Source organism: Streptomyces sp. NBC_01235, from assembly GCF_035989285.1.
Taxonomy (GTDB): Bacteria; Actinomycetota; Actinomycetes; order Streptomycetales; family Streptomycetaceae; genus Streptomyces.
Genome location: NZ_CP108513.1, coordinates 4,252,246 through 4,274,419, shown reverse-complemented (window position 1 = coordinate 4,274,419; position 22,174 = coordinate 4,252,246). Strand labels below are relative to the sequence as shown.

General features: G+C 71.3%; 19 protein-coding genes. 9 read left to right on the top strand and 10 right to left on the bottom strand.

All coding sequences use genetic code 11. The features are described 5' to 3' along the window. Positions 1–458 precede the first annotated feature (458 nt). From OG289_RS18790 to OG289_RS18780, 3 genes are all read right to left on the bottom strand, one after another. On the bottom strand, positions 459–2,750 hold the full coding sequence (locus OG289_RS18790) for a heavy metal translocating P-type ATPase (RefSeq protein WP_327315182.1): 2,292 nt from the start codon (positions 2,748–2,750) through the stop codon (positions 459–461). Between the two features lie 96 nt (positions 2,751–2,846). Further along, positions 2,847–3,086, bottom strand: a complete 240-nt coding sequence (locus OG289_RS18785; protein WP_327315181.1) for a heavy-metal-associated domain-containing protein — start codon at positions 3,084–3,086, stop codon at positions 2,847–2,849. Positions 3,087–3,171: 85 nt separating this feature from the next. After that, positions 3,172–3,522, bottom strand: a complete 351-nt coding sequence (locus tag OG289_RS18780) for a hypothetical protein (RefSeq protein ID WP_327315180.1) — start codon at positions 3,520–3,522, stop codon at positions 3,172–3,174. A gap of 67 nt (positions 3,523–3,589) precedes the next feature. Here OG289_RS18780 and OG289_RS18775 point away from each other — a divergent pair, with 67 nt between their 5' ends. Further along, entirely contained in the window at positions 3,590–4,633 is a 1,044-nt protein-coding gene (locus OG289_RS18775) for a zinc-dependent alcohol dehydrogenase family protein (RefSeq protein WP_327320726.1), read from the top strand. 45 nt (positions 4,634–4,678) lie between these two features. On the opposite strand, the gene OG289_RS18770 is transcribed toward OG289_RS18775, so the two are convergent. From OG289_RS18770 to OG289_RS18760, 3 genes are all read right to left on the bottom strand, one after another. Then, positions 4,679–4,879: a helix-turn-helix transcriptional regulator gene (locus tag OG289_RS18770; RefSeq protein WP_327315179.1), complete on the bottom strand. Its 201-nt coding sequence runs from the start codon at positions 4,877–4,879 to the stop codon at positions 4,679–4,681. Positions 4,880–5,238: 359 nt separating this feature from the next. Beyond that, positions 5,239–6,072: a helix-turn-helix domain-containing protein gene (locus tag OG289_RS18765; RefSeq protein ID WP_327315178.1), complete on the bottom strand. Its 834-nt coding sequence runs from the start codon at positions 6,070–6,072 to the stop codon at positions 5,239–5,241. 268 nt (positions 6,073–6,340) lie between these two features. After that, the gene (locus OG289_RS18760) at positions 6,341–7,258 is read right to left on the bottom strand and encodes a sugar phosphate isomerase/epimerase family protein (protein WP_327315177.1); all 918 of its coding nucleotides are present in this window, start codon (positions 7,256–7,258) and stop codon (positions 6,341–6,343) included. Positions 7,259–7,435: 177 nt separating this feature from the next. On the opposite strand from OG289_RS18760, the gene iolC reads away from it, so the two are divergent. Genes iolC through mmsA form a run of 5 tightly spaced genes read left to right on the top strand, consistent with a single transcriptional unit; the run spans position 7,436 to position 13,544 of the window. After that, positions 7,436–8,386, top strand: coding sequence for a 5-dehydro-2-deoxygluconokinase (iolC, locus tag OG289_RS18755; protein WP_327315175.1), 951 nt, complete (start codon positions 7,436–7,438; stop codon positions 8,384–8,386). Next, positions 8,383–9,276, top strand: a complete 894-nt coding sequence (locus tag OG289_RS18750; RefSeq protein WP_327315174.1) for a Cgl0159 family (beta/alpha)8-fold protein — start codon at positions 8,383–8,385, stop codon at positions 9,274–9,276. The genes iolC and OG289_RS18750 overlap by 4 nt, the downstream gene beginning before the upstream one ends. Before the next feature lie 7 nt (positions 9,277–9,283). Next, positions 9,284–10,129 carry a 5-deoxy-glucuronate isomerase gene (iolB, locus tag OG289_RS18745; RefSeq protein ID WP_327315173.1) on the top strand — a complete coding sequence of 282 codons (846 nt, stop codon included), beginning with the start codon at positions 9,284–9,286 and terminating at the stop codon, positions 10,127–10,129. Beyond that, positions 10,126–12,027, top strand: coding sequence for a 3D-(3,5/4)-trihydroxycyclohexane-1,2-dione acylhydrolase (decyclizing) (iolD, locus tag OG289_RS18740; RefSeq protein WP_327315172.1), 1,902 nt, complete (start codon positions 10,126–10,128; stop codon positions 12,025–12,027). Before iolB ends, iolD begins: the two co-directional genes overlap by 4 nt. Positions 12,028–12,041: 14 nt before the next feature. Then, positions 12,042–13,544, top strand: a complete 1,503-nt coding sequence (gene mmsA / locus OG289_RS18735) for a CoA-acylating methylmalonate-semialdehyde dehydrogenase (RefSeq protein ID WP_327315171.1) — start codon at positions 12,042–12,044, stop codon at positions 13,542–13,544. A gap of 66 nt (positions 13,545–13,610) precedes the next feature. Here the strand turns inward: mmsA and OG289_RS18730 are convergent, their stop codons facing one another. Further along, positions 13,611–14,441: a hypothetical protein gene (locus OG289_RS18730; RefSeq protein ID WP_327315170.1), complete on the bottom strand. Its 831-nt coding sequence runs from the start codon at positions 14,439–14,441 to the stop codon at positions 13,611–13,613. Between the two features lie 333 nt (positions 14,442–14,774). Here OG289_RS18730 and OG289_RS18725 point away from each other — a divergent pair, with 333 nt between their 5' ends. The 3 genes from OG289_RS18725 (at position 14,775) to OG289_RS18715 (ending at position 19,789) form a co-directional block, all read left to right on the top strand. Beyond that, entirely contained in the window at positions 14,775–16,172 is a 1,398-nt protein-coding gene (locus OG289_RS18725; protein ID WP_327315169.1) for an APC family permease, read from the top strand. Between the two features lie 120 nt (positions 16,173–16,292). Further along, positions 16,293–18,938, top strand: coding sequence for an alpha/beta fold hydrolase (locus OG289_RS18720; protein WP_327315168.1), 2,646 nt, complete (start codon positions 16,293–16,295; stop codon positions 18,936–18,938). Further along, on the top strand, positions 18,935–19,789 hold the full coding sequence (locus tag OG289_RS18715; protein WP_327315167.1) for an ABC transporter permease: 855 nt from the start codon (positions 18,935–18,937) through the stop codon (positions 19,787–19,789). Before OG289_RS18720 ends, OG289_RS18715 begins: the two co-directional genes overlap by 4 nt. 122 nt (positions 19,790–19,911) lie before the next feature. Here the strand turns inward: OG289_RS18715 and OG289_RS18710 are convergent, their stop codons facing one another. The 3 genes from OG289_RS18710 to OG289_RS18700 all read right to left on the bottom strand — a co-directional run bounded on the left by OG289_RS18710 (position 19,912) and on the right by OG289_RS18700 (position 21,998). Beyond that, the gene (locus OG289_RS18710; protein WP_327315166.1) at positions 19,912–20,319 is read right to left on the bottom strand and encodes a rodlin; all 408 of its coding nucleotides are present in this window, start codon (positions 20,317–20,319) and stop codon (positions 19,912–19,914) included. A gap of 130 nt (positions 20,320–20,449) precedes the next feature. Then, positions 20,450–21,481 carry an LCP family protein gene (locus OG289_RS18705; protein WP_327315165.1) on the bottom strand — a complete coding sequence of 344 codons (1,032 nt, stop codon included), beginning with the start codon at positions 21,479–21,481 and terminating at the stop codon, positions 20,450–20,452. Positions 21,482–21,587: 106 nt separating this feature from the next. Continuing rightward, on the bottom strand, positions 21,588–21,998 hold the full coding sequence (locus OG289_RS18700) for a rodlin (RefSeq protein WP_327315164.1): 411 nt from the start codon (positions 21,996–21,998) through the stop codon (positions 21,588–21,590). Positions 21,999–22,174 lie beyond the last annotated feature (176 nt).

Sequence of the window (22,174 nt, the reverse complement as noted above, 5' to 3'; positions counted from 1 at the left end):
GAGGACAGCGCCTGAATTCGCTGTTTCGTAACCATCTTCGGTTGTCGTGCCTGCGGTTGAGCACAACGAGCAGAACTCGCCGTACTACCGCTGTGTGCGATCTGCCGGGACAGCGCACGCCGGGAGGGCCGCTCAAAGCTTCCCGGTGTACGTGCCCCGGCAACGCATCTCTGAGGAAGTCCCCCAAGACATCCCCAGACGTCAGGTCACGCCCCCCAAGACGCTTCCTGACATCGTCAACTTAGACCTTCGAATCCCTTCGATGGTTACGTTCACATCACTGTGATCTGTGTCTCTTGCGTATGTCCGTTAGATGCGCAAGAGACCGGATACGGCGATCGAGGCCCAAGCGTAAGGATGATGCGCGAGCCTTGTGAAGAGCTTATGTGAGGCTCGCGCAGGACTCCAGAGGTCTCCCGGAAAGGTGCCGTCCTACTTGACGGTATTACTCGGCGGTATTACGTGAAGGCGCGCAGCCTCAGGCTGTTCGTCACGACGAACACCGACGAGAACGCCATCGCCGCCCCCGCGATCATCGGGTTCAGCAGTCCGGCCGCGGCCAGCGGCAACGCGGCCACGTTGTAGCCGAACGCCCACACCAGGTTGCCCTTGATCGTCGCCAGGGTCCGCCGGGACAGCCGGATCGCGTCCGCGGCCACCCGCAGATCGCCGCGCACCAGCGTCAGGTCGCTCGCCTCGATCGCCGCGTCCGTACCTGTCCCCATGGCCAGTCCCAGGTCCGCGGTGGCGAGCGCCGCCGCGTCGTTGACCCCGTCGCCGACCATCGCGACGACCCGCCCCTCGCCCTGTAGCTCCCGCACGACGTCGACCTTGTCCTCGGGCAGCACTTCGGCGATCACCCGGTCGATCCCGACGGCGTGCGCGACCGCCTCCGCGACCGCCCGGTTGTCCCCGGTCAGCAGCACCGGCGTGAGCCCCAGCGCCCGCAGTTCCCGCACGGCCTCCGCGCTGGTCTCCTTCACCGCGTCGGCGACCGCGAGCACCCCGCGCGCCTCTCCGTCCCACCCGACGAGGACGGCCGTACGACCGCCCCGTTCGGCCTCGTCCTTGGCGCGCGCCAACGCGTCCGGGACGGTCTCGAAGAGGCGCCCCACGGCCACCTCGCGGCCCGCCACGCGCCCCCGCACGCCCCGCCCGGGCACGTTCTCGAACCGCTCGGCCGCCGGCAGCTCGCCGACCCGTTCCTCGGCGCCCGCCGCGACCGCCCGCGCGACCGGGTGCTCGGAGGCGTGCTCCAGGCCGCCCGCCAGCCGCAGCAGCTCCCGCTCGTCGGTGCCGTCGGCGACCGTCACGTCCTGGAGCGTCATGCGTCCCGTGGTGACGGTCCCGGTCTTGTCGAGGACGACCGTGTCGACGCGGCGGGTGGACTCCAGCACCTCGGGGCCCTTGATGAGGATGCCGAGCTGCGCGCCGCGCCCGGTGCCGACCATGAGCGCGGTCGGCGTGGCGAGCCCGAGCGCGCACGGGCAGGCGATGATCAGGACCGCGACGGCCGCCGTGAACGCGGCGACCGTGTCACCCGTCGCGAGGAGCCAGCCGCCGAAGGTGGCGAGCGCGATCAGCAGCACCACCGGCACGAAGATCCCGGAGATCCGGTCGGCCAGCCGCTGTACCTCGGCCTTGCCGGTCTGCGCCTCCTCGACCAGCCGCGCCATGCGCGCGAGCCGTGTGTCCGCGCCGATCCGGGTGGCCTCGACGATCAGCCGGCCGCCGGCGTTCACGGTGCCCCCGGTGACGGCGTCGCCCGGTGCGACGTCCACCGGCACCGACTCGCCGGTCAGCATCGAGGCGTCCACGGCGGACGCGCCCTCCACGACCGTCCCGTCGGTGGCGACCTTCTCCCCGGGCCGTACGACGAACCGGTCCCCGACCGCCAGCCGGTCGACGGGAATGCGCACTTCCCTCGCGCCCTCCCGTCTCCCGCCATCGCCCTCGACCGAGCGCGCTCCGCGCTCGCCCCCCTCGTATCGCAGCACGGCCACGTCCTTCGCGCCCAGCTCCATCAGCGCCCGCAGGGCCGCCCCGGCGCGCCGCTTGGAGCGGGCCTCCAGGTAGCGGCCGAGCAGGATGAAGGCGGTGACGCCGGCGGCGACCTCCAGATAGATCGTCGAGGCGCCGTCCGTGCGGGAGACGGTGAGCTCGAAGGGGTGGCGCATGCCGGGCATCCCGGCGTCGCCGAAGAACAGCGCCCACAACGACCAGCCGAGCGCGGCCAGCGTGCCGACGGAGACCAGCGTGTCCATGGTGGCCGCGCCGTGCCGCAGGTTCGTCCAGGCGGCCTTGTGCAGCGGGCCGCCGCCCCAGACGACCACGGGTCCGGCGAGCGTCAGCGAGAGCCACTGCCAGTTGTCGAACTGCAACGACGGGACCATCGCGAGCAGGACGACGGGCGCGGCGAGCAGCACGGAGACGAGGAGTCGGTGGCGCAGGGACGCGAGTTCGGGGTCCTGGGGGGTGTCCTCCTGGACCGGCTCCTCGCGCGCGGGTTCCTCGGCCGTGTAGCCGGTCTTCACCACGGTCGCGATCAGGTCGGCGACCTGGATCCCCGCCGGACAGCTGACCTTCGCCTTCTCCGTCGCGTAGTTGACCGTCGCGGTGACGCCGTCCATGCGGTTGAGCTTCTTCTCCACGCGGGCCGCGCAGGAGGCGCAGGTCATCCCGCCGATGAGCAGTTCGACCTCGGAGGTCGGGGAGGCTATCGGGGTCGCCGCGGTGGCGGTGCTGGTCATGTCCGTACTCCAGGAGGCGGACCGGACCGCACGGAGCCAGTATCAGCTGGTCGGTACGGCCCGGTGAGTGGAGGAAGAGGGGTTGTCGAGGGTGCCTCAGGCCTGGCCGACGAGCTCGAAGCCGGCCTCGTCGACGGCGGCTCGGACGGCCTCCTCGTCGAGCACGCCCGCGGAGACGACCGTGACCTCACCGGTCGAGGCGACGGCCTTCACCGAGGCGACCCCGGAGAGCTCGGAGAGCTCGCCGGAGACGGCGCCCTCGCAGTGGCCGCAGCTCATGCCGCTCACCTTGTAGACGGTGGTGACGGAGCCCAGGGTGTCGGTTTGAGCGGTCATGTCGTTCTCCTCGTCGAGGTGCAGGTGGGGCGGGCGGGGCCCCGAGAGGCCTCCCATTAAGCCACACTGTACCCCTAGGGGGTATTTATCCAAGAAGGTTCCCCGCGTCGACGAGCACACCCGGGTCACCCCGAGCGGGGCCCACGAGGGCCGTCCCGTCGGCGGAGAGCGGCGTGAAGAGGTGCTCCGGTGCGGGGGCCGGGCGGGCGGGCACCCCTCGGCGAACGGCCGCCCGTCCGGGCCGGTCGTGGTCGGCCGTGTCACCGGTGAGCGCCGTCCGCAGGCCATGCCCGACGGGGATGAGCACCCCGTGCGGCAGCTCCGACCGCCCGCGCCCGTCCGGGCCCCGGCTCCACGGCGGCGCCTCCACGAGCGGTTCGGACTGAGCGAGGGGAACAGTGGGCGACCCGGCAGGGGCGCGGCCCTGTATCGACATGCGGCTCCGCCGCGGGGTGCGACCGGCCAGGATGTACCGGCAGACGGAAACGGCGATGGGAGCGCAAATGCGAGCGGTGGTCTTCGAGAGATATGGCGAACCCGCCGAGGTACGTGAGCTCCCCGATCCCCGACCCGCCCCTCACGGAGTGGTCGTGCGCGTCGAGGCCACCGGCCTGTGCCGCAGCGACTGGCACGGTTGGATGGGCCACGACCCGGACATCACCCTGCCGCACGTGCCGGGCCATGAACTCGCCGGTGTGGTCGAGGCGGTCGGCCCCCAGGTCACCGCCTGGCACCCCGGAGACCGCGTCACCGTCCCCTTCGTGTGCGCCTGCGGAACCTGCGGAGCGTGCGCGGCCGGCGACCACCAGGTGTGCGAGCGGCAGACCCAGCCCGGCTTCACGCACTGGGGCTCGTTCGCCCAGTACGTGGCCCTGGACCACGCCGACGTGAACCTGGTCGCGATCCCCGACGACCTGTCGTACGCCACCGCCGCCTCCCTCGGCTGCCGGTTCGCCACGGCGTTCCGGGCGGTCGTGCAGCAGGGCCGGGTCGCGGCGGGGGAGTGGGTGGCGGTGCACGGCTGCGGTGGCGTGGGCCTCTCGGCGGTCATGATCGCGGCGGCCTCGGGAGCGCGGGTGGTCGCCGTGGACGTCTCCCCGACGGCCCTGGACCTGGCGCGGAAGTTCGGTGCGGCGGAGTGCGTGGACGGGGCGCGGGTGCCGGACACGGCTAAGGCGGTCCGGGAACTGACCGGGGGCGGCGCCCATCTCTCCCTCGACGCCCTCGGTTCCCCCGCCACCAGCGCCGCTTCGGTCAACGGCCTGCGCCGCCGGGGCCGTCACGTCCAGGTCGGCCTGCTTCCCTCGGCGGACGGCACGACCCCCGTCCCGCTGGCCCGTGCCATCGCCCTGGAACTGGAGATCCTGGGCAGCCACGGCATGGCCGCGCACACCTATCCGCAGATGCTGGAGCTGGTCCGGGCGGGGGTGCTGCGCCCCGACCTCCTGGTGACGTCGACGATCACTCTGGACGCCGTCCCGAACGCGCTGGCGGCACTGGGGGCGGCACCGGGCGCGGGGGTGACGGTCATCGAGCCGTGGAGCTGAAGGAGGGCCCGCCGCCCGCTGCCCGTGGGCCCTCCCCGGCGGAGGTCAGTCGAACCTGCGGCCCCGGTTGCCCGGCCGGGAGGCGACCCAGGCGCGGACGGTGTCGGCGTACCAGAAGGGCTTGCCGCCCTCGACGTGGTCGGGCGGGGGCAGCAGTCCGTGTTTGCGGTACGACCGTACGGTGTCCGGCTGCACCTTGATGTGAGCCGCGATCTCCTTGTAGGACCAGAGCCTTCGGTCGGTCATGAGCTGCACCTCCCTGCGCACGCGGGGCGGCGGCCGGGAGGCCGCCCGGGGGAGCCCGGCGCACGCTGGCGATCACCAAGCCTGTGCCCCGTGAACGACGCTCGGTGACTGTGGGAAATCGGCTGTTGACCACCTGTGACGAAAGACCCGCGTACGCGCGACATGTGTGACAGGAAGGGGGATTTTGTGACACGAGTGACGCAAATGTGTGCGCGGGCTGTGGGTGGGGCGCGTTGACAAACGCGCCGAGGTCTGCCGACAGGAGGCGGGCCGGGCCCGCTGCGACAGGCCCGGCCCGACCCCGTTTCCCGCCATCCCCCCGGAGCAACCGGATCAACTGGCAGGACCCCAGCGTGTATTCAGCCAACCCGCCCGGTCTTGGAAAAATGCGCACCCGGTCCGGACCAATCGATTTGCCGGGCCGGCAGGGCCAGACTGGTCGCCTCCCCGCTCAGTCGGTCCATCGCCGGGGACACCGGCGCGGGCGACCGCCGGGCCTGCGTGAACTCCCTCGGCGTGCACCCCGTCATCGCCTTGAACTCCCCGCTGAGATGGGCCTGGTCGTAGAAGCCGCAGAGCGCCGCGGTCTCCGCCGCGCTCTTCCCCTGCGCCAGGAGGCGACGGGCCCGTTGCAGCCGCAGCACACGGGCCGCCGCCTTGGGGCCGAGCCCGATCTGCTCACGGAAACGGTTCTCCAGGTGCCGTACGCTCCAGCCGACCTCCTCGGCCAGCCGGGGAACCGGCATCGCGCCGCACGTCCGCACCAGCAGCGACCAGGCCCGCGCCACCCGCTCCGAACTCGGCGTGCCGGCCTGCTGCCAGCGGCCGAACACATCGTCGAGCAACGCGAACCGCCGCTCCCAACTCGGCAACGCGGCCAGTGCGGCGGCGAGTTCACCGAGGGGTGAGCCCAGGGCGTGCGGCAACTCGTCGGGATCCACGGTGCGGTTGACGAGCTCGTGCTGCGGAGTGCCGAAGAGCGTGAACGCGGCCCAGGGCGCGAGCAGCACCTCGATGCCCGACATCCGCCCGCTGTGTTCGCCGACGGCGGGCGTGGTCGTGGGCCCGCAGTACACCGACACGAGCGTGTCCGCAGGCCGCCCGGCACGAGTGATACGAACGGGCTCCCCGAACCCCAAGAGCAAGGTCGAGGCCCCGATCGGCGTCTCCAACCGCCGCCGGGGCCGATTCATGGCAAGCCGAACCCCGCGATAGCTCATCACGCCCGGCCGCAGCCGTGGATGGGGCGAGCCGAGGGCGAACTCCCAGGACCCGCCTGCCCCTTGCCCCGACCGGATCTGTACCGCGCCCACCGCCATGGGCACTCATGCTAGGAGTGGTGAGCGCGGTTCCCCAGGGGCGCGGGGCTGTGTCGCTGTGCGGCTCCGCCGCGTGGGCGCGACAAGCCGCACACGGCCCGCACGCGCACACTCACCGAACCCGGTACCCCATGAGGCGCGCCTACGCCCCGCAGGACCGAAGAAACGCCCGAGTCCGCTGAGCAATGGGCAACGGCTTGTCCGGCTCACAGGGGTACATGTCCTGCTCGACGATCGCGAACAGATCCACGTCCAGCTTCTGAGCCGCCTCCAGGACGGGTCCAAGAGCCGGCACGCCCGCCGGCGGCTCACACATCACGCCGCGTGCGACCGCCGGCCCGAACGGCACCTGATTCGCCCGCACGTCCGCCAGGATCTCCGGGTCGACCTGCTTGAGGTGCAGGTACCCGATCCGCTCCCCGTACGTCTCGATCAGCTTGACGCTGTCGCCGCCGCAGTACGCGTAGTGCCCGGTGTCCAGGCACAGCGACACCAGGTCGGAGTCCGTGCCGTCCAGGAACCGGACGACGTTCTCCTCGCTGTCGATGTGGGTGTCGGCGTGCGGGTGGACGACGATCCGCAGCCCGTACCGCTCCCGCACCTCCTTGCCCAGCCGCTCGGTCAGCGAGGTGAGGTTGCGCCACTGCTCGGGCGTCAGCGTGTCCGGCTCCAGCACCTCACCGGTCTTGTCGTCCCGCCAGAAGGACGGGATGACGACCAGGTGCTTCGCGCCCATCGCCTGGGCGAGCACCGCGTTGTCCGCGACGTGCGCCCAGGTCTTCTCCCACACCGACTCGCCGTGGTGCAGGCCGGTGAAGACCGTGCCCGCCGACACCTTCAGGCCACGCCTCGACGTCTCCTCGGTGAGGACTGCGGGATCGGTCGGCAGGTACCCGTAGGGGCCGAGCTCGATCCACTCGTAGCCGGACTGCGCGACCTCGTCGAGGAAGCGCTGCCAGGGGACCTGGGCGGGGTCGTCCGGGAACCAGACGCCCCAGCTGTCGGGGGCCGAACCGACCCGGATGCGGGAAAGTGAGGACTGAGGTGACAACGACGTCATGGGCGCCAGAGTGCGGTCTCCCCGAAGGGGGTGTCAAGGGCTGGTCCGAATGTCTGGACAAAACATTGACAGGGCCCGTCGAGCGGGGCTACAAAGCCGTGAGAGCCGATACGGGGACGTGTGCCGGGACGCGTCACGAGCGGCGTCGCGGGGACGAGCCGATACGAAGGGAACTCGATGGCGTACGACCTGATCACCATGGGGCGGATAGGAGTGGACCTCTATCCGTTGCAGACGGGTGTCCCACTCCCGCAGGTCACGTCCTTCGGGAAGTTCCTGGGGGGATCGGCGACCAACGTCGCCGTCGCAGCCGCCCGGCTCGGCCGGGAGACGGCGGTGATCTCCCGCACCGGCGACGACCCCTTCGGCGCCTACCTGCACGAGGCCCTGCGCGGCTTCGGCGTGGACGACCGCTGGGTCACGTCCGTTCCCGGCCTGCCGACGCCCGTCACCTTCTGCGAGGTCTTCCCGCCGGACGACTTCCCGCTGTACTTCTACCGGCAGCCCAAGGCGCCGGACCTGGAGATCGACGCCCATGAGCTCGACCTCGACGCCGTCCGTGAGACCCGCATCTTCTGGGTCACCGGCACCGGTCTGAGCGAGGAGCCGAGCCGTACGGCGACCCTGGCCGCCCTCGCCCACCGGGCCAAGGCCAACGCCACGGTCTTCGACCTCGACTGGCGGCCGATGTTCTGGTCCGACCCGGATTCGGCCCGCCCGTTCTACGTCGAGGCCCTGAAGCACACCACCGTCGCCGTGGGCAACCTCGACGAGGTGGAGGTCGCCACCGGCGTGCGCGAACCGCGGGCCGCGGCGCAGGCGCTGCTGGACGCCGGCGTCGAGCTCGCCGTCGTCAAGCAGGGTCCCAAGGGCGTCCTGGCCGTCAACAGCAAGGGCGAGTCCGCCGAGGTCCCGCCGCTGCCGGTGAACGTCCTCAACGGCCTCGGCGCCGGTGACGCCTTCGGCGGCTCCCTCTGCCACGGTCTGCTCGCGGGCTGGGACCTGGAGAAGATCATGCGCCACGCCAACGCCGCCGGCGCCATCGTCGCCTCCCGCCTGGAGTGCTCCTCCGCGATGCCGACGCCGGACGAAGTGGAAGCGGCGATCGAGGCAGGAGCCGTTCTGTGACGACCGTCGACGTCTCCGAACTCGTCCGGCTGCGCACGCAGTACCCCGAGGCGATCGCCGAGGCGGCCGCCCGCCGCCCGCGCAGGCCGCTGCTGGGCGACTCCGGGCGCCTGATGATCGTCGCCGCCGACCACCCGGCCCGTGGCGCGCTCGGCGTCGGCGAGAACAAGCTGGCCATGGCCAACCGCGCCGACCTGCTCGAACGTCTGGTGCTGGCGCTGTCCCGCCCCGGTGTGGACGGCGTCCTCGCGACCGCCGACATCCTGGACGACCTGCTGCTCCTCGGCGCCCTCGACGGCAAGGTCGTCATGGGCTCGCTGAACCGGGGCGGCCTGCAGGGCTCCGTCTTCGAGCTGGACGACCGGTTCACCGGTCACCGCCCCGAGGACATCGAGCGCCTGAACTTCGACGCGGGCAAGCTGCTCCTGCGCATCGACTACGACGACCCGGGCTCCCTCACCACCCTGGAGTCCACGGCCCGCGCCATCGACGACATGGCCGCCCGTAAACTCCCCCTCTTCGTCGAGCCCTTCATCAGCCGGCGCACCCCCGAGGGCAAGGTGAGCAACGACCTCAGTGCCGAGGCCGTCACCAAGTCGATCGCCATCGCCTCGGGCCTGGGCGGCACCTCGGCCTACACCTGGCTGAAGGTCCCCGTCACCGACAACCCCGACGACATGGCCGAGGTCATGGAGACCTCCACGCTGCCCGCCGTCCTGCTGGGCGGCGAGGTCGGTGGCACCGTCGAGGAACAGGCCAGGGCGTACGAGAAGTGGCGCGGGGCGCTGCAACTCCCCACCGTCCGGGGCCTGGTGGTCGGCCGCTCGCTGCTGTACCCGGCCGACGGGGACGTCGCCGCCGCCGTGGACACCGCCGTAGGACTGCTGTGAGGGCCACATGACGAACACAGAGCCGCACACCACGAAGAAGGACCTGTACATCCCGCGCGGCGCCACTGCCGACGCCCACTACGCGCTCGACATCGACCCCAAGCGGGCCGGCTGGGGCTACAGCAGCCTGCGGATCGTCGAGCTGGCGCCGGGTGGCACGCACACCTTCACCACGGGCGACAGTGAGTGGATCGTGCTTCCCCTCGAAGGCGGATGTGCCGTACAAACAGACGGAAAAGAGTTCCAACTCCTGGGCAGGGAAACGGTGTTCGCGTCGGTCTCCGACTTCGCGTACGTTCCCCGCGACTCCCAGGCCATGATCGCCTCCGGCGCGGGAGGCCGCTTCGCCCTGGCAGGAGCGAAGTGCGAGCGACAACTCCCCGCCCGCTACGGCCCCGCGCCGGAGGTCCCCGTCGAAGAGCGCGGCAGCGGCAACTGCGCCCGTCTGGTGCGCAACTTCGCCTCCGCCGACGCCTTCGACTGCGACAGGCTGATCGCCGTCGAGGTGATCACCCCCGGCGGCAACTGGTCCTCGTACCCGCCGCACAAGCACGACGAGTACCGGCCGGGCGAGGAGGCCGAGCTCGAGGAGATCTACTACTTCGAGATCGACGGCCCGCACGGCTTCGGCTACCAGCGCGTGTCCCCTTCGCGCGAGGGCGGATCCGACGTCCTCGCCGAGGTCCGCTCCGGTGACGCCGTCCTCGTCCCCGACGGCTGGCACGGCCCGGCCATCGCCCAGCCCGGGCACGCCATGTACTACCTGAACGTCATGGCCGGACCCGGCGAGACACGGGAGTGGCGGATCTGCTTCCACCCGGACCACGTAGAAAGCACAGGGGGTTACCGATGACCTCGACGACCTCGACGACCTCGACGACGAGGCTGACGGTCGCCCAGGCACTCGTCCGCTTCCTCGCCGCCCAGTACACGGAGCGCGACGGCGTACGGCAGCGGCTGATCGGCGCGACCTGGGGCATCTTCGGCCACGGCAACGTCGCGGGCCTCGGCCAGGCGCTGATCGAGTACGGCGACGAGATGCCGTTCCACCAGGGTCGCAATGAGCAGTCGATGGTCCACGCGGCCGTCGGTTACGCCCGCCAGTCGGGCCGCCTCTCCACCCATGCGGTGACGACCTCCATCGGCCCCGGCGCGACCAACCTGGTGACGGGTGCCGCCCTGGCGACCGTCAACCACCTCCCGGTGCTCCTCCTCCCGGGTGACATCTTCGCGACCCGCGTCGCCGACCCGGTCCTCCAGCAGCTCGAGGTCCCCTACGCGGGCGATGTGTCGGTCAACGACACCCTGCGCCCGGTGTCGAGGTACTTCGACCGGATCACCCGTCCGGAAGCCCTGATTCCGGCAGCCCTCCAGGCCATGCGCGTCCTCACCGACCCGGTGGAGACGGGCGCGGTCACCCTCGCGATGCCCCAGGACGTCCAGGCCGAGGCCTACGACTGGCCCGACGAGTTCTTCGCCGAGCGCACCTGGGTCGTACGACGTCCCGGAGCCGACCCCACCGAACTCGCCGAGGCGGTCACGGCCATCCGCGCCGCCAAGCGCCCCCTCCTCATCGCCGGCGGCGGAGTCCACCACAGCCGCGCCGAGGCGGCTCTCGCCGAGTTCGCCGAGGCCACCGGCATCCCGGTCGCCTCCACCCAGGCCGGCAAGGGCTCCCTGCGCTACGACCACCCGCAGGACGTGGGCGGCGTCGGCCACACGGGCACCGCCACCGCGGACGAACTCGCCCGCACGGCGGACCTGATCATCGGCGTCGGCACCCGCTACACCGACTTCACCACCGCCTCCAACACCCTCTTCACCGGCGAGGGCGTCCGCTTCCTCAACCTCAACATCGCGTCCTACGACGGCCACAAGCTCGCCGGCCGCCCGCTTGTCGCGGACGCCCGCAGCGGCCTGGGCGAGCTGACCGAGGCCCTCCAGATGCACGGCCACCGGGTCGCGGACGCGTACGTCACCGAGTACTCCGAGGACAAGGAGCGCTGGGAACAGCGCGTCGACGCCTGCTACGAGGCCGACGAGCCCGACGTACGCCCGACGCAGCCGCAGGTGCTCGGCGCCCTCGACGCCCTCGCCGACGAGTCGGACGTGATCATCAACGCGGCCGGTTCGCTCCCCGGCGACCTGCACAAACTCTGGCGGGCGCGCTCCCGGGACCAGTACCACCTGGAGTACGGCTACTCCTGCATGGGGTACGAGATCCCGGCCGCCATCGGCGTGAAGCTGGCCGCTCCCGAACGCAACGTCTGGGCCCTGGTCGGCGACGGCACGTACCTGATGATGCCGACGGAGATCGTGACGGCCGTGCAGGAGGGGATCGCGATCAAGATCCTGCTCGTGCAGAACCACGGCTACGCCTCGATCGGCGGTCTGTCGGAGTCGGTGGGCGGCGAGCGGTTCGGCACCGCGTACCGCTTCACCTCGTCGGACGGCACCTTCACGGGCGCGCCGCTCCCCGTCGACCTGGCCGCCAACGTGGCCAGCCTGGGCATGCGCGTGCTGCGCGCGAAGACCGTCCGCGAACTGCGCGAGGCCCTCGCCGAGGCGCGCCGCGCCGACACTCCCACATGTGTCTACGTCGAGACGGAAACGGCCGACACTGTGTCGGGCCCACCGCCCGCGCAGGCCTGGTGGGATGTACCTGTCGCCGAGACCGCGACCCGAGCGTCCGCGGTGAAGGCACGCGAGCTGTACGAACGGCACGTCTCTACCCGACGCCACCATCTGTGAAGGAGTACTCGGTCATGACGAAGATCGTCAACCACTGGATCGGCGGCAAGACCGTCGAAGGCGCGTCGGGTACGTACGGACCCGTCACCGACCCGGCGACCGGCGCGGTCACCACGAAGGTCGCGTTCGCGACCGTCGACGAGGTCGACGCGGCCGTGGCCGCCGCCAAGGACGCCTACGCCACCTGGGGCACCTCCTCGCTCGCCAGGCGGAGCACGATCCTGTTCAAGTTCCGGGCGCTGCTCGACGCGAACCGGGACGCGATCGCCGAGCTGATCACCGCCGAGCACGGCAAGGTGCACAGCGACGCGCTGGGCGAGGTCGCTCGCGGCCTGGAGATCGTGGACCTGGCGTGCGGGATCACCGTGCAGCTGAAGGGTGAGCTGTCGACCGAGGTGGCCAGCCGCGTGGACGTGTCGTCCATCCGCCAGCCGCTGGGTGTCGTCGCGGGCATCACGCCGTTCAACTTCCCGGCGATGGTCCCGATGTGGATGTTCCCGATCGCCATCGCGTGCGGCAACACGTTCGTGCTGAAGCCGTCGGAGAAGGACCCGTCGGCGTCGCTGAAGATCGCCGAGCTGCTGGCCGAGGCGGGCCTGCCCGACGGCGTCTTCAACGTCGTCCACGGCGACAAGGTGGCCGTCGACCGCCTCCTGGAGCACCCGGACGTCAAGGCGGTGTCCTTCGTCGGCTCGACGCCGATCGCCCGCTACATCCACACCACCGCCTCGGCGAACCACAAGCGCGTCCAGGCCCTGGGCGGCGCCAAGAACCACATGCTGGTCCTGCCGGACGCGGACCTGGACGCGGCCGCCGACGCCGCCGTGTCCGCCGCCTACGGCTCGGCGGGCGAGCGCTGCATGGCGATCTCCGCGGTCGTGGCGGTCGGCGCGATCGGCGACGAGCTGGTGGAGAAGATCCGCGAGCGCGCCGAGAAGATCAAGATCGGCCCCGGCAACGACCCCACCTCCGAGATGGGCCCGCTGATCACCGCCGTCCACCGCGACAAGGTGGCGTCCTACGTCACGGGCGCGGCGGCCGAGGGCGCCGAGGTCGTCCTGGACGGCACGGGCTACACGGTCGAGGGCTTCGAGGACGGTCACTGGATCGGCATCTCGCTCCTCGACAAGGTGCCGACCAGCGCGAAGGCCTACCAGGACGAGATCTTCGGCCCGGTGCTGTGCGTGCTCCGCGTGGACACCTACGACGAGGGCGTCGCCCTCATCAACGCCTCGCCCTTCGGCAACGGCACCGCGATCTTCACCCGGGACGGCGGCGCGGCCCGCCGCTTCCAGCTGGAGATCGAGGCCGGCATGGTCGGCGTGAACGTCCCGATCCCGGTCCCCGTCGGCTACCACAGCTTCGGTGGCTGGAAGGACTCGCTCTTCGGCGACCACCACATCTACGGCAACGACGGCACCCACTTCTACACCCGCGGCAAGGTCGTCACCACCCGCTGGCCCGACCCGGCCGACGCCCCGGCGGGCGTCGACCTGGGCTTCCCGCGCAACCACTGAGGCGGCGCTCGCACGACGCCCCGTCGTCCCCGGTGAGGGGAGGGCGGGGCGTCGTCGCGTGCGGGTCTACTGGCCGTTGGCTTCCTTGATCGCCTCGGTCAGGTCGCCGGTCTGCGCGGCCGGCGGGGCCTTCACCTCGGCCGTGGCGCCGAACTTCTCGAAGTCGACGGTGACCTTCATGGCCCCCATCACCTGCAGGATGCGCACCGGCAGGTCGTCGTCGCCGACCCAGACGTCGACGGTGATCGAGTCCACGCCGCCGGTCGTCGAGCCGAGGAGGCCGCCCTTGTCGCCGAGGGCGTCCTTGAACTTCCCCATGCGGGACTGGTCGATCGTCGCTCGGTAATGGGTCGCGTGCTTCCCGTTGACGGTCTCCGTGCCCAGGTCGTCGACGTCGTTGGCGTATTTGAGGCCCTTCAGGGACGCCGTCGGGCTGCCGCTGCTGCCGCTGAGGGCCTGGGCGCCCTTGTCGCCGAGCACGGCCGAGGCGTCGATCTTCATCCACTCCTTGCCCGCGAGCGGGCCGGAGGGCTGCGGGTCGACGTCGTAGTAGTAGGCGCCGTCCACGAGCAGCGTGCGGATCGTCGGGGCGTCCTGCAACGTCTGCATCTGCGATGCCTTGGTGTCCATCTGGACGTCGTAGGCGTACCCGTCGCCCCAGGAGTACGTGCCGTCCATCGCGATCGGGGTGCCGGTGCCCAGATCGGTGGTCATCTTGACCCGGGCCGAGCCGACCCGGTCGGTCCGGTCGGTCGCCCGCGTCAGCGCCGCCATGATCGCCTCGCTCCGGTCCACGGCCTTGGCCGCCCCCTCGGCCGCCTTCGTACCGCACCCCGCGGTCGCCACGAGCGCCACCACCGCGGCCCCTGCCCAGGCAGCGTTGTGTCCCGGCTTCATTCGTCCCCACCCTGTGAATCGTCTGTGATCCCCGCACTGTAACGAGACACACTGACATGTCCGCATGTCGAACGTCCCCATGTTTTTTCGACGCCCGCCCTGCGGTTCCCGCACGCCCCGAGGGAGCGGAGCAGTCGGACCGGAAGCGCCGTATCCGTGATCTGGAGCGGCTTTATTCAACGAATTCCGTAGGTGAACCCCTATTGACGCACCGGTTTCCGTCGGGATTCCATGCAGCCGCCGGGAGCGGACGAACGACGTACGACCAAAGCCGCCGGAGGCGATGGCGCTCCCGCCCCTCACCTCGCCGCACGAGTCGATCGGAATCGCCGCATGACCGACACGCTCCGCCCTGTCGAGACCGCCCTCCCTCAGGCGCCCGGCAGCCCCCAGAAGCTCAAGCGCTCCATCGGAGTCGTCGGCGGCACCCTCCTCACCCTCTCCTGCGTGACCCCCGCCTCCACCCTCTTCGTCGTCGTCCCGGACCTGTTCGGCACGCTCGGCACCGCGACCGCACTCACGATCGCGATCGGCTCGCTCCTCTGCATCGCCGTGGCGTTCTGCTACTCCGAGCTGGGCACCCTCATCCCCAGCGCGGGCGGCGAGTACGCCATGGTGTCGACGCTGGCCGGACGCCTCGCGGGCTGGCTGGTCTTCGTCCTCTCCCTGCTCGTCGTCATGATCGTCCCGCCGGTCATCGCGATGGGCACGGCCGACTACCTCGCCCCGGTCGTCCACCTCGACCCCTCCCTCGCGGGCGCCGGAGTCATGCTGCTGGCCACCCTCGCCGGCCTGCTCGACCTGCGCGCCAACGCCTGGATCACCGGCGTCTTCCTGGTCCTGGAGGTCATCGCGGCGGCCGTCGTCGCGGTGCTGGGCTTCGCCCACGGCCACCGCGGCGCGGGCAGCCTCGTCTCGATGCAGGTCGCCGGGGCCGACGGGCACGCCGACACCGTCACCGCCATGCTGGTCGTCTCCGGCCTCGCCATCGCCCTCTTCGTCACCCAGGGCTTCTCGACCGCCGTCTACCTCTCCGAGGAGCTGGAGAACCCGCGCCGCAACGTCGCCCGCACGGTCCTCGCCACGCTTGCCATCTCCTCGGTGATCATCCTGGTCCCGGTCGTCGCCATCACCTTCGGCGCCTCCGACCTCACCCAGCTCACCGGCGGCGACATCGGCTCCATGGTCACCGCCTGGTCCAACTCGGCCGTCGGCACCTTCGTCAGCCTCTGCGTGGCGCTCGCGATCATCAACGCCGGCATCGTGATGGTCATCCAGAACTCGCGGGTGCTCTTCGCCTCCGCCCGCGACAAGGCCTGGCCCGCGCCGGTCAACCAGGTCTTCTCCCAGCTCGGCCGCTTCGGCTCCCCCTGGGTCGCCACGCTCGCCGTCGGCGTCCCCGGCGCGCTGCTCTGCTTCGTGAACCTGGACACCCTGTACGGCGTCACCGGCGTCTCCGTGACCGGCATGTACCTGCTCGTCGCCGTCGCCGCCCTGCTCTCCCGTCGCGCCCACCACCGGCACACCCCCGCCTGGCGCATGCCGCTCTGGCCGGTGCTGCCGGTGGTGCTGATCGCCGTCCTCGGCTACGTCCTGACCCGGCAGGAGACGCGCTACCTGCTCTGGACCGGCGGCATCACCGCCGCCGCCACCCTCTACTGGGTCGTGTACCTCCGCCCCCGCCCCGACACCCGCTGGCTGGTGTCCCTCCCGGAGGACGCGCGGGTCTGAGCCATCCCGGGCATACCGCGTCTGGTGTACGCGGCCACCCTCCCGTACGCCGCCGGGATGGCGGCGAGTTCGGCCTCCGGTCGACAACTCCCCGACAGTTTCACCCCGTACCGTTGAAGCATGGATCTTCGACTGCCCGGTCTGCGAGGACCACGGCGGCCGCGACGGCTCCTCGCCGCCGCGGCCGCCGTGGCCGTACTCGCCGGTGCCGGTACCTGGACGGCCGTCGCCTCCGACGACGACACGCCCGCGGTGCACCACACCGACCGGGTCATGGCGGTGGACGGGGTGAAGCTGGACACCTCCTACTTCACCGCCGGAACCGGCCGCCGCCCCGCCGTCCTCCTCGGACACGGCTTCGGCGGCAGCAAGGACGACGTCCGGCAGCAGGCCGAGAAGCTCGCCCGCGACGGATACGCGGTGCTGACGTGGTCCGCGCGCGGCTTCGGCGAGTCCACCGGCAAGATCGGGCTGAACGACCCGAAGGGCGAGGTCGCCGACGTCTCGAAGCTGATCGACTGGCTGGCGAAGCAGCCCCAGGTCCAGCTCGACAAGACCGGCGACCCGCGCGTCGGCGTGGCAGGCGCCTCCTACGGCGGCGCGATCTCCCTGCTCGCCGCAGGATACGACGACCGCGTCGACGCCATCGCCCCCGCCATCACCTACTGGAACCTCGCGGACGCCCTGTTCCCCGACGGTGTCTTCAAGAAGCTGTGGGCCGGCATCTTCTTCAACACCGGTGGCGGCGCCGCCCACTTCGAGCCCGCCCTGGCCGCCATGTACGAGCGCGTCGCCGAGTCCGGTACCCCCGACGCCGCCGCCCGCGAGCTCCTCGAAGAACGCTCGCCGTCCGCCGTCGCCGACCGCATCAAGGTCCCCACCCTCCTCATCCAGGGACAGACCGACTCCCTCTTCACCCTCGCCCAGGCCGACGCCGCCGAGAAGGCGATCCGCGCGAACGGCGCGCCCGTCGACGTCGACTGGATCGCGGGCGGCCACGACGGCGGCGACCTGGAGGGCGACCGCGTCCAGACCCGGGTGCGGGCCTGGTTCGACCGGTACCTGAAGGACGACAAGTCCGCCGACACCGGCCCCGCCTTCCGTGTCACCCGCACCGGAGGAGTCGATTCCACCGACGGCGCCGCCCAGCTCAGGGGCGCGAGCGCGGACAGCTACCCCGGCCTGGAGAGCGGCGAGCGCTCGTTCCCGCTGACCGGCCGCCGCGAGGAGCAGTCGTTCGCCAACCCGGCCGGCGCGAGCCCGCCCGCCGTCTCCGCCCTGCCCGGCCTCGGCGATGGCGGCCTCGCCCAGCTCTCCTCCCTCGGAGTCGGCGTCTCCCTCGACTTCCCCGGCCAGTACGCCGCCTTCGACTCCGCGCCGGTCACCGGCGACCTGCGCGTCACCGGCTCCCCGACGGTCACCGTCCACGTGAAGTCCACGAGCGACGCCGCCGTCCTCTTCGCCAAGGTCTACGACGTCGGCGCCGACGGCACCCAGCAGGTGCTGCCCTCCCAGCTCGTCACCCCCGTCCGCGTCGAGGGCGCCAAGGCCGGCAAGGACGTCACGATCACCCTCCCGGCGATCGACCACAAGGTCGACGACGGCCACCGCCTGCGCCTGGTCCTCGCCTCCACCGACCTCGGCTACGCCTCCCCGGCGGCCCCGGCGACGTACACCGTCTCCCTGAAGGGCGGCCTGTCGGTCCCCACCGCCCCGGCCGTGACGACAGCGGCGGCCCCGCTGCCGTCCTGGGTCTGGTGGCTGCCCCTCACGGGCGCGGGCGTAGCGCTGGCCCTGCTGCTGACGGCCCGCCGCCGCACCGCCACGCCCGCCCCCGACCCGGCACTCGCCGAGGTCCCGCTCCAGATCACCGACCTGAGCAAGAAGTACGCGGGCGGCGACCGCTACAGCGTCCGCGACCTCTCCTTCCGCGTCGAGAAGGGTCAGGTCCTCGGCCTCCTCGGCCCGAACGGCGCGGGCAAGACGACGACGCTGCGCATGCTGATGGGCCTGATCAAGCCCGACGGCGGCGAGATCCGCGTCTTCGGCCACGCCATCCGCCCGGGCGCCCCCGTCCTCTCCCGCGTCGGCTCCTTCGTCGAGGGCGCCGGCTTCCTCCCGCACCTGACCGGCCGGGAGAACCTGGAGCTGTACTGGCAGGCCACCGGCCGCCCGGCCGAGGACGCCCACCTGGCGGAGGCGCTGGAGATCGCCGGCCTCGGCGACGCCCTCGCCCGCGCCGTGCGCACCTACTCCCAGGGCATGCGCCAGCGCCTGGCCATCGCCCAGGCCATGCTCGGCCTCCCGGACCTGCTCATCCTCGACGAACCGACCAACGGCCTCGACCCGCCGCAGATCCGCGAGATGCGCGAGGTGATGATCCGCTACGCGGCCGCCGGCCGCACGGTGATCGTCTCCAGCCATCTCCTGTCCGAGGTCGAGCAGACCTGCACGCACCTCGTGGTCATGGACCGCGGGAAGCTGGTCCAGGCCGGCCCGGTCGCCGAGATCGTCGGCTCCGGCGACACCCTCCTCGTCGGCACCGCCACCCCCGTGGAGGAGCCGGTCGTGGAGAAGATCGCCGCCCTGCCGGGCGTGGCCTCCGCGGTCCCCGCCGACGAGGGCCTGCTGGTCCGCCTGGACGATGACGGCACCGCCCAGCGCCTGGTCGCCGAACTCGTCCGGCTCGACGTGCCCGTGACCTCGGTCGGCCCGCACCGCCGCCTGGAGGACGCCTTCCTCACCCTGATCGGAGGTTCCGCATGAGCACGCTCACCGAGGTCGCCTCCGGCTACCAGGCAGGCCGCACGCTGCCGCTGCGCGTCGAACTGGTCCGCCAGCTCAAGCGCCGCCGCACGCTGGTCATGGGCGGCATCCTCGCCGTTCTGCCGTTCGTCCTGCTCATCGCCTTCGCGATCGGCGGCGAGCCCGGCGGCCGCAACAACCAGGTGACCCTGATGGACACGGCGACCGCGTCCGGCGCCAATTTCGCCGCGGTCAACCTGTTCGTGTCGGCGGGCTTCCTGCTCGTCATCCCCGTCGCCCTGTTCTGCGGGGACACGGTCGCCTCGGAGGCCGGCTGGTCCTCCCTGCGCTACCTGCTCGCCGCGCCCGTGCCCCGGGCCCGCCTGCTGTGGTCCAAGCTCGTCGTCGGCCTCGGCCTCAGCCTGGCCGCGATGGTCCTGCTGCCGGTCGTCGCCCTCGCCGTCGGCACGGCGGCCTACGGCTGGGGACCGCTGGAGCTCCCCACGGGCGGCGCGCTCGACTCGGGCACGGCGGCCCAGCGGCTCGTGATCGTCGTCGCGTACGTCTTCGTCTCCCAACTGGTCACCGCCGGGCTGGCGTTCTGGCTGTCGACGAAGACCGACGCCCCGCTCGGCGCGGTCGGCGGCGCGGTCGGCCTGACCATCGTCGGCAACGTCCTGGACGCCGTCACGGCCCTCGGCGACTGGCGCCACTTCCTGCCCGCGCACTGGCAGTTCGCCTGGGCGGACGCCGTCCAGCCCACCCCCGAGTGGTCCGGCATGATCCAGGGCACCGCCGTCTCCGTGACCTACGCCCTGGTCCTGTTCGCCCTGGCCTTCAGGGGATTCGCCCGCAAGGACGTGGTGTCGTAGGCCGGTCCCGGGCCGGTCCCGGGATGTGAGCGTCCTGCCGGGAACGAGGCCGTCCGCCGCCGCACATGCCACACGGCGGGCCACCGGTAACCCGGTGGCCCGCCGTGTCGCGGAGGTGAGGCTCAGCCGTTGGCCGCGCCGTTGCCCGAGAGGGCCGAGATGTCGTCCAGGATGTGCGACAGCGGCTCGTCGCCCTTGGCCTGGGTGGAGTTCTCGACGCACTGCTGGGTCTGCGGGGCCGACAGGATCGGGACGTCCTGCAGGGAGACCGCGTTGTCACCCACCAGCGAAGCGGTGTTGAGCGTGGTCGGCAGGCCGACGCAGGGCTTGTTCAGCGAACCCTGGACCAGCCCGAGCTGGGGGCTCATGTCGCCCTTGGTCACCGAGTTGCCGAACTTCTGCGAAGCGCCGTTGCCGCTGGCGGAAGTGGTGCCGCCGTCGTCACCGATGGCGAGGGCCTGCGGGGCGCACACAGCCGCGAGACCGGCGACCGAGGCGGCGACAGCCGCGGATGCCCACAGCTTCTTCATGTTCGTTCCCTTCGAAAAAAGGCGGACTCCGGGGGAGGAGTTGCGAGATCACCAACGCGCCGCCCCCGACCGGGGTTGCGTGCTCTGCCCCGATCGGCGTAGCGCATCGCGTGCGACGACCGCGCGCCCCTCACGTGCACGCGTACGCGCTGCCACGCACCGGCACCGTGCTGCCGAGGACGGTCGGCGGGTCCTCCGGCCTCGGCTGCGCACCCTTTGCGACCAGCGGCCGGTCCTCGCGCACCTTCGCGAAGAGCGCGTCCGCCTTCTCCCGGTCCCAGACCAGCGCCGCGCCGATCCCCAGGCCGGGCGGGGTGAACCCGGCGGTCGGCACGGTGGCGAACTCCGTCGCCGAGGCCGGCATCCTGTGCAGCGCGGCCGCCAGCTCCGCGAGCTCGCCGACCGGGATGCCCTGAGGGCCCGACCCGAGCAGTGTGCGCACCATGTGCACCGTGCGCACCGGGTCGGTGAGCAGCTTGCGCACCTGAAGACCGCGCAATGCCTGGACGAGGAACCGCTGTTGACGCTGGATCCGGCCGAGGTCGGCGCTGGAGTCGACGTGCCGTGAGCGGACGTACTGCAGCGCCTGCCCGCCGCCGAGCCGGTGCTTGCCGGGCTTGAGGTCGAGCTTGGTAGCGGAGTCCGTCAGCCGCCGCGGCGTACACACCTCGACGCCGCCGACCTCGTCCACGGTGTCCATGAAGCGCCGGAAATCCACCTGGACGAACCGGTCGACGCTCACCCCGGTCATCGACTCCACGGTTCGGATCGCGAGTTCCGGACCGCCCTCCTGGTAGGCCGCGTTGATTTTCGCCGGGTGCTGGGGGCGTTCCTCGCCGCTCGCCTCGTCGCGGTACGGCGGGATCTCCGCGTAGGAGTCGCGGGGCATGCCGATCACGCTGACGCGGTCCCGGCGGTCGGAGAGATGGATCAGCATCAACACGTCCGTGCAGCCGCAGGGCTGGCCACCGGCGTGGAAATCGTGCTTCTCGGCGGCGCTGATGGTGCCCCGTTCGTCGGTGCCCATCAGCAGGATGTTCATCGCGCGCGGAGCGTGTTCCCGGCCGGGGAGTGCGGAACTGCCGAGCAGCGCGCCGGTCGTGGCCAGAACAATTCCTGGAATCATCAGACGGCGTGGCCAAAGGCCTTTCTTCGTTGTCACGCGCCGCACGCTAGAACAGCGGGCCGCCGATGATTCGGCGGCCCGCTGTCCGGGCGGAGAAAACACCCCGGGGGCCGGAAGAAAAGACCCCGTTCAGCGCTTGGGGTCAGTTGTTGGCCGCACCGTTGCCGGCGAGCAGCGCGATGTCGTCCAGGATGTGCGACAGCGGCTCGTCGCCCTTGGCCTGGGTGGAGTTCTCGACGCACTGCTGGGTCTGCGGGGCCGACAGGATCGGGACGTCCTGCAGGGAGATCGGCGAAGCACCGGTCAGCGTAGCGAGGTTGCTCTTGGTCGGCAGGCCGAGGCAGGGCTTGTTGAGGGAGCCCTGGATGAGCGCCATCTGGGGGCTCATGTTGCCGAACGTGGCGGAGTTGCCGAACTCCTGCGAAGCGCCGTTGCCGCTGGCGGAAGTGGTGCCGCCGTCGTTGCCGATGGCGAGCGCCGGCGCAGCTGCGGCGGCGGAGGCGCCGACGATGGAAACGGCGACCGCGGCAGTGGCCAGTACCTTCTTGATCACTTGAAATTCCCTTTCTGGAAAACCCCGTCCACCGGAGCGTTCTGACCAACTGCCCCTGTGCTGTTTGGTTGCTCCCCTTCACTCCGATGGCCCATTGGGGCGGGCGGCCCGGCGAACCGATCGGGTGAAGCGCCGCAACCAATCCCGGCGCAACGGGTTGGGCCGGGGGAGACGTG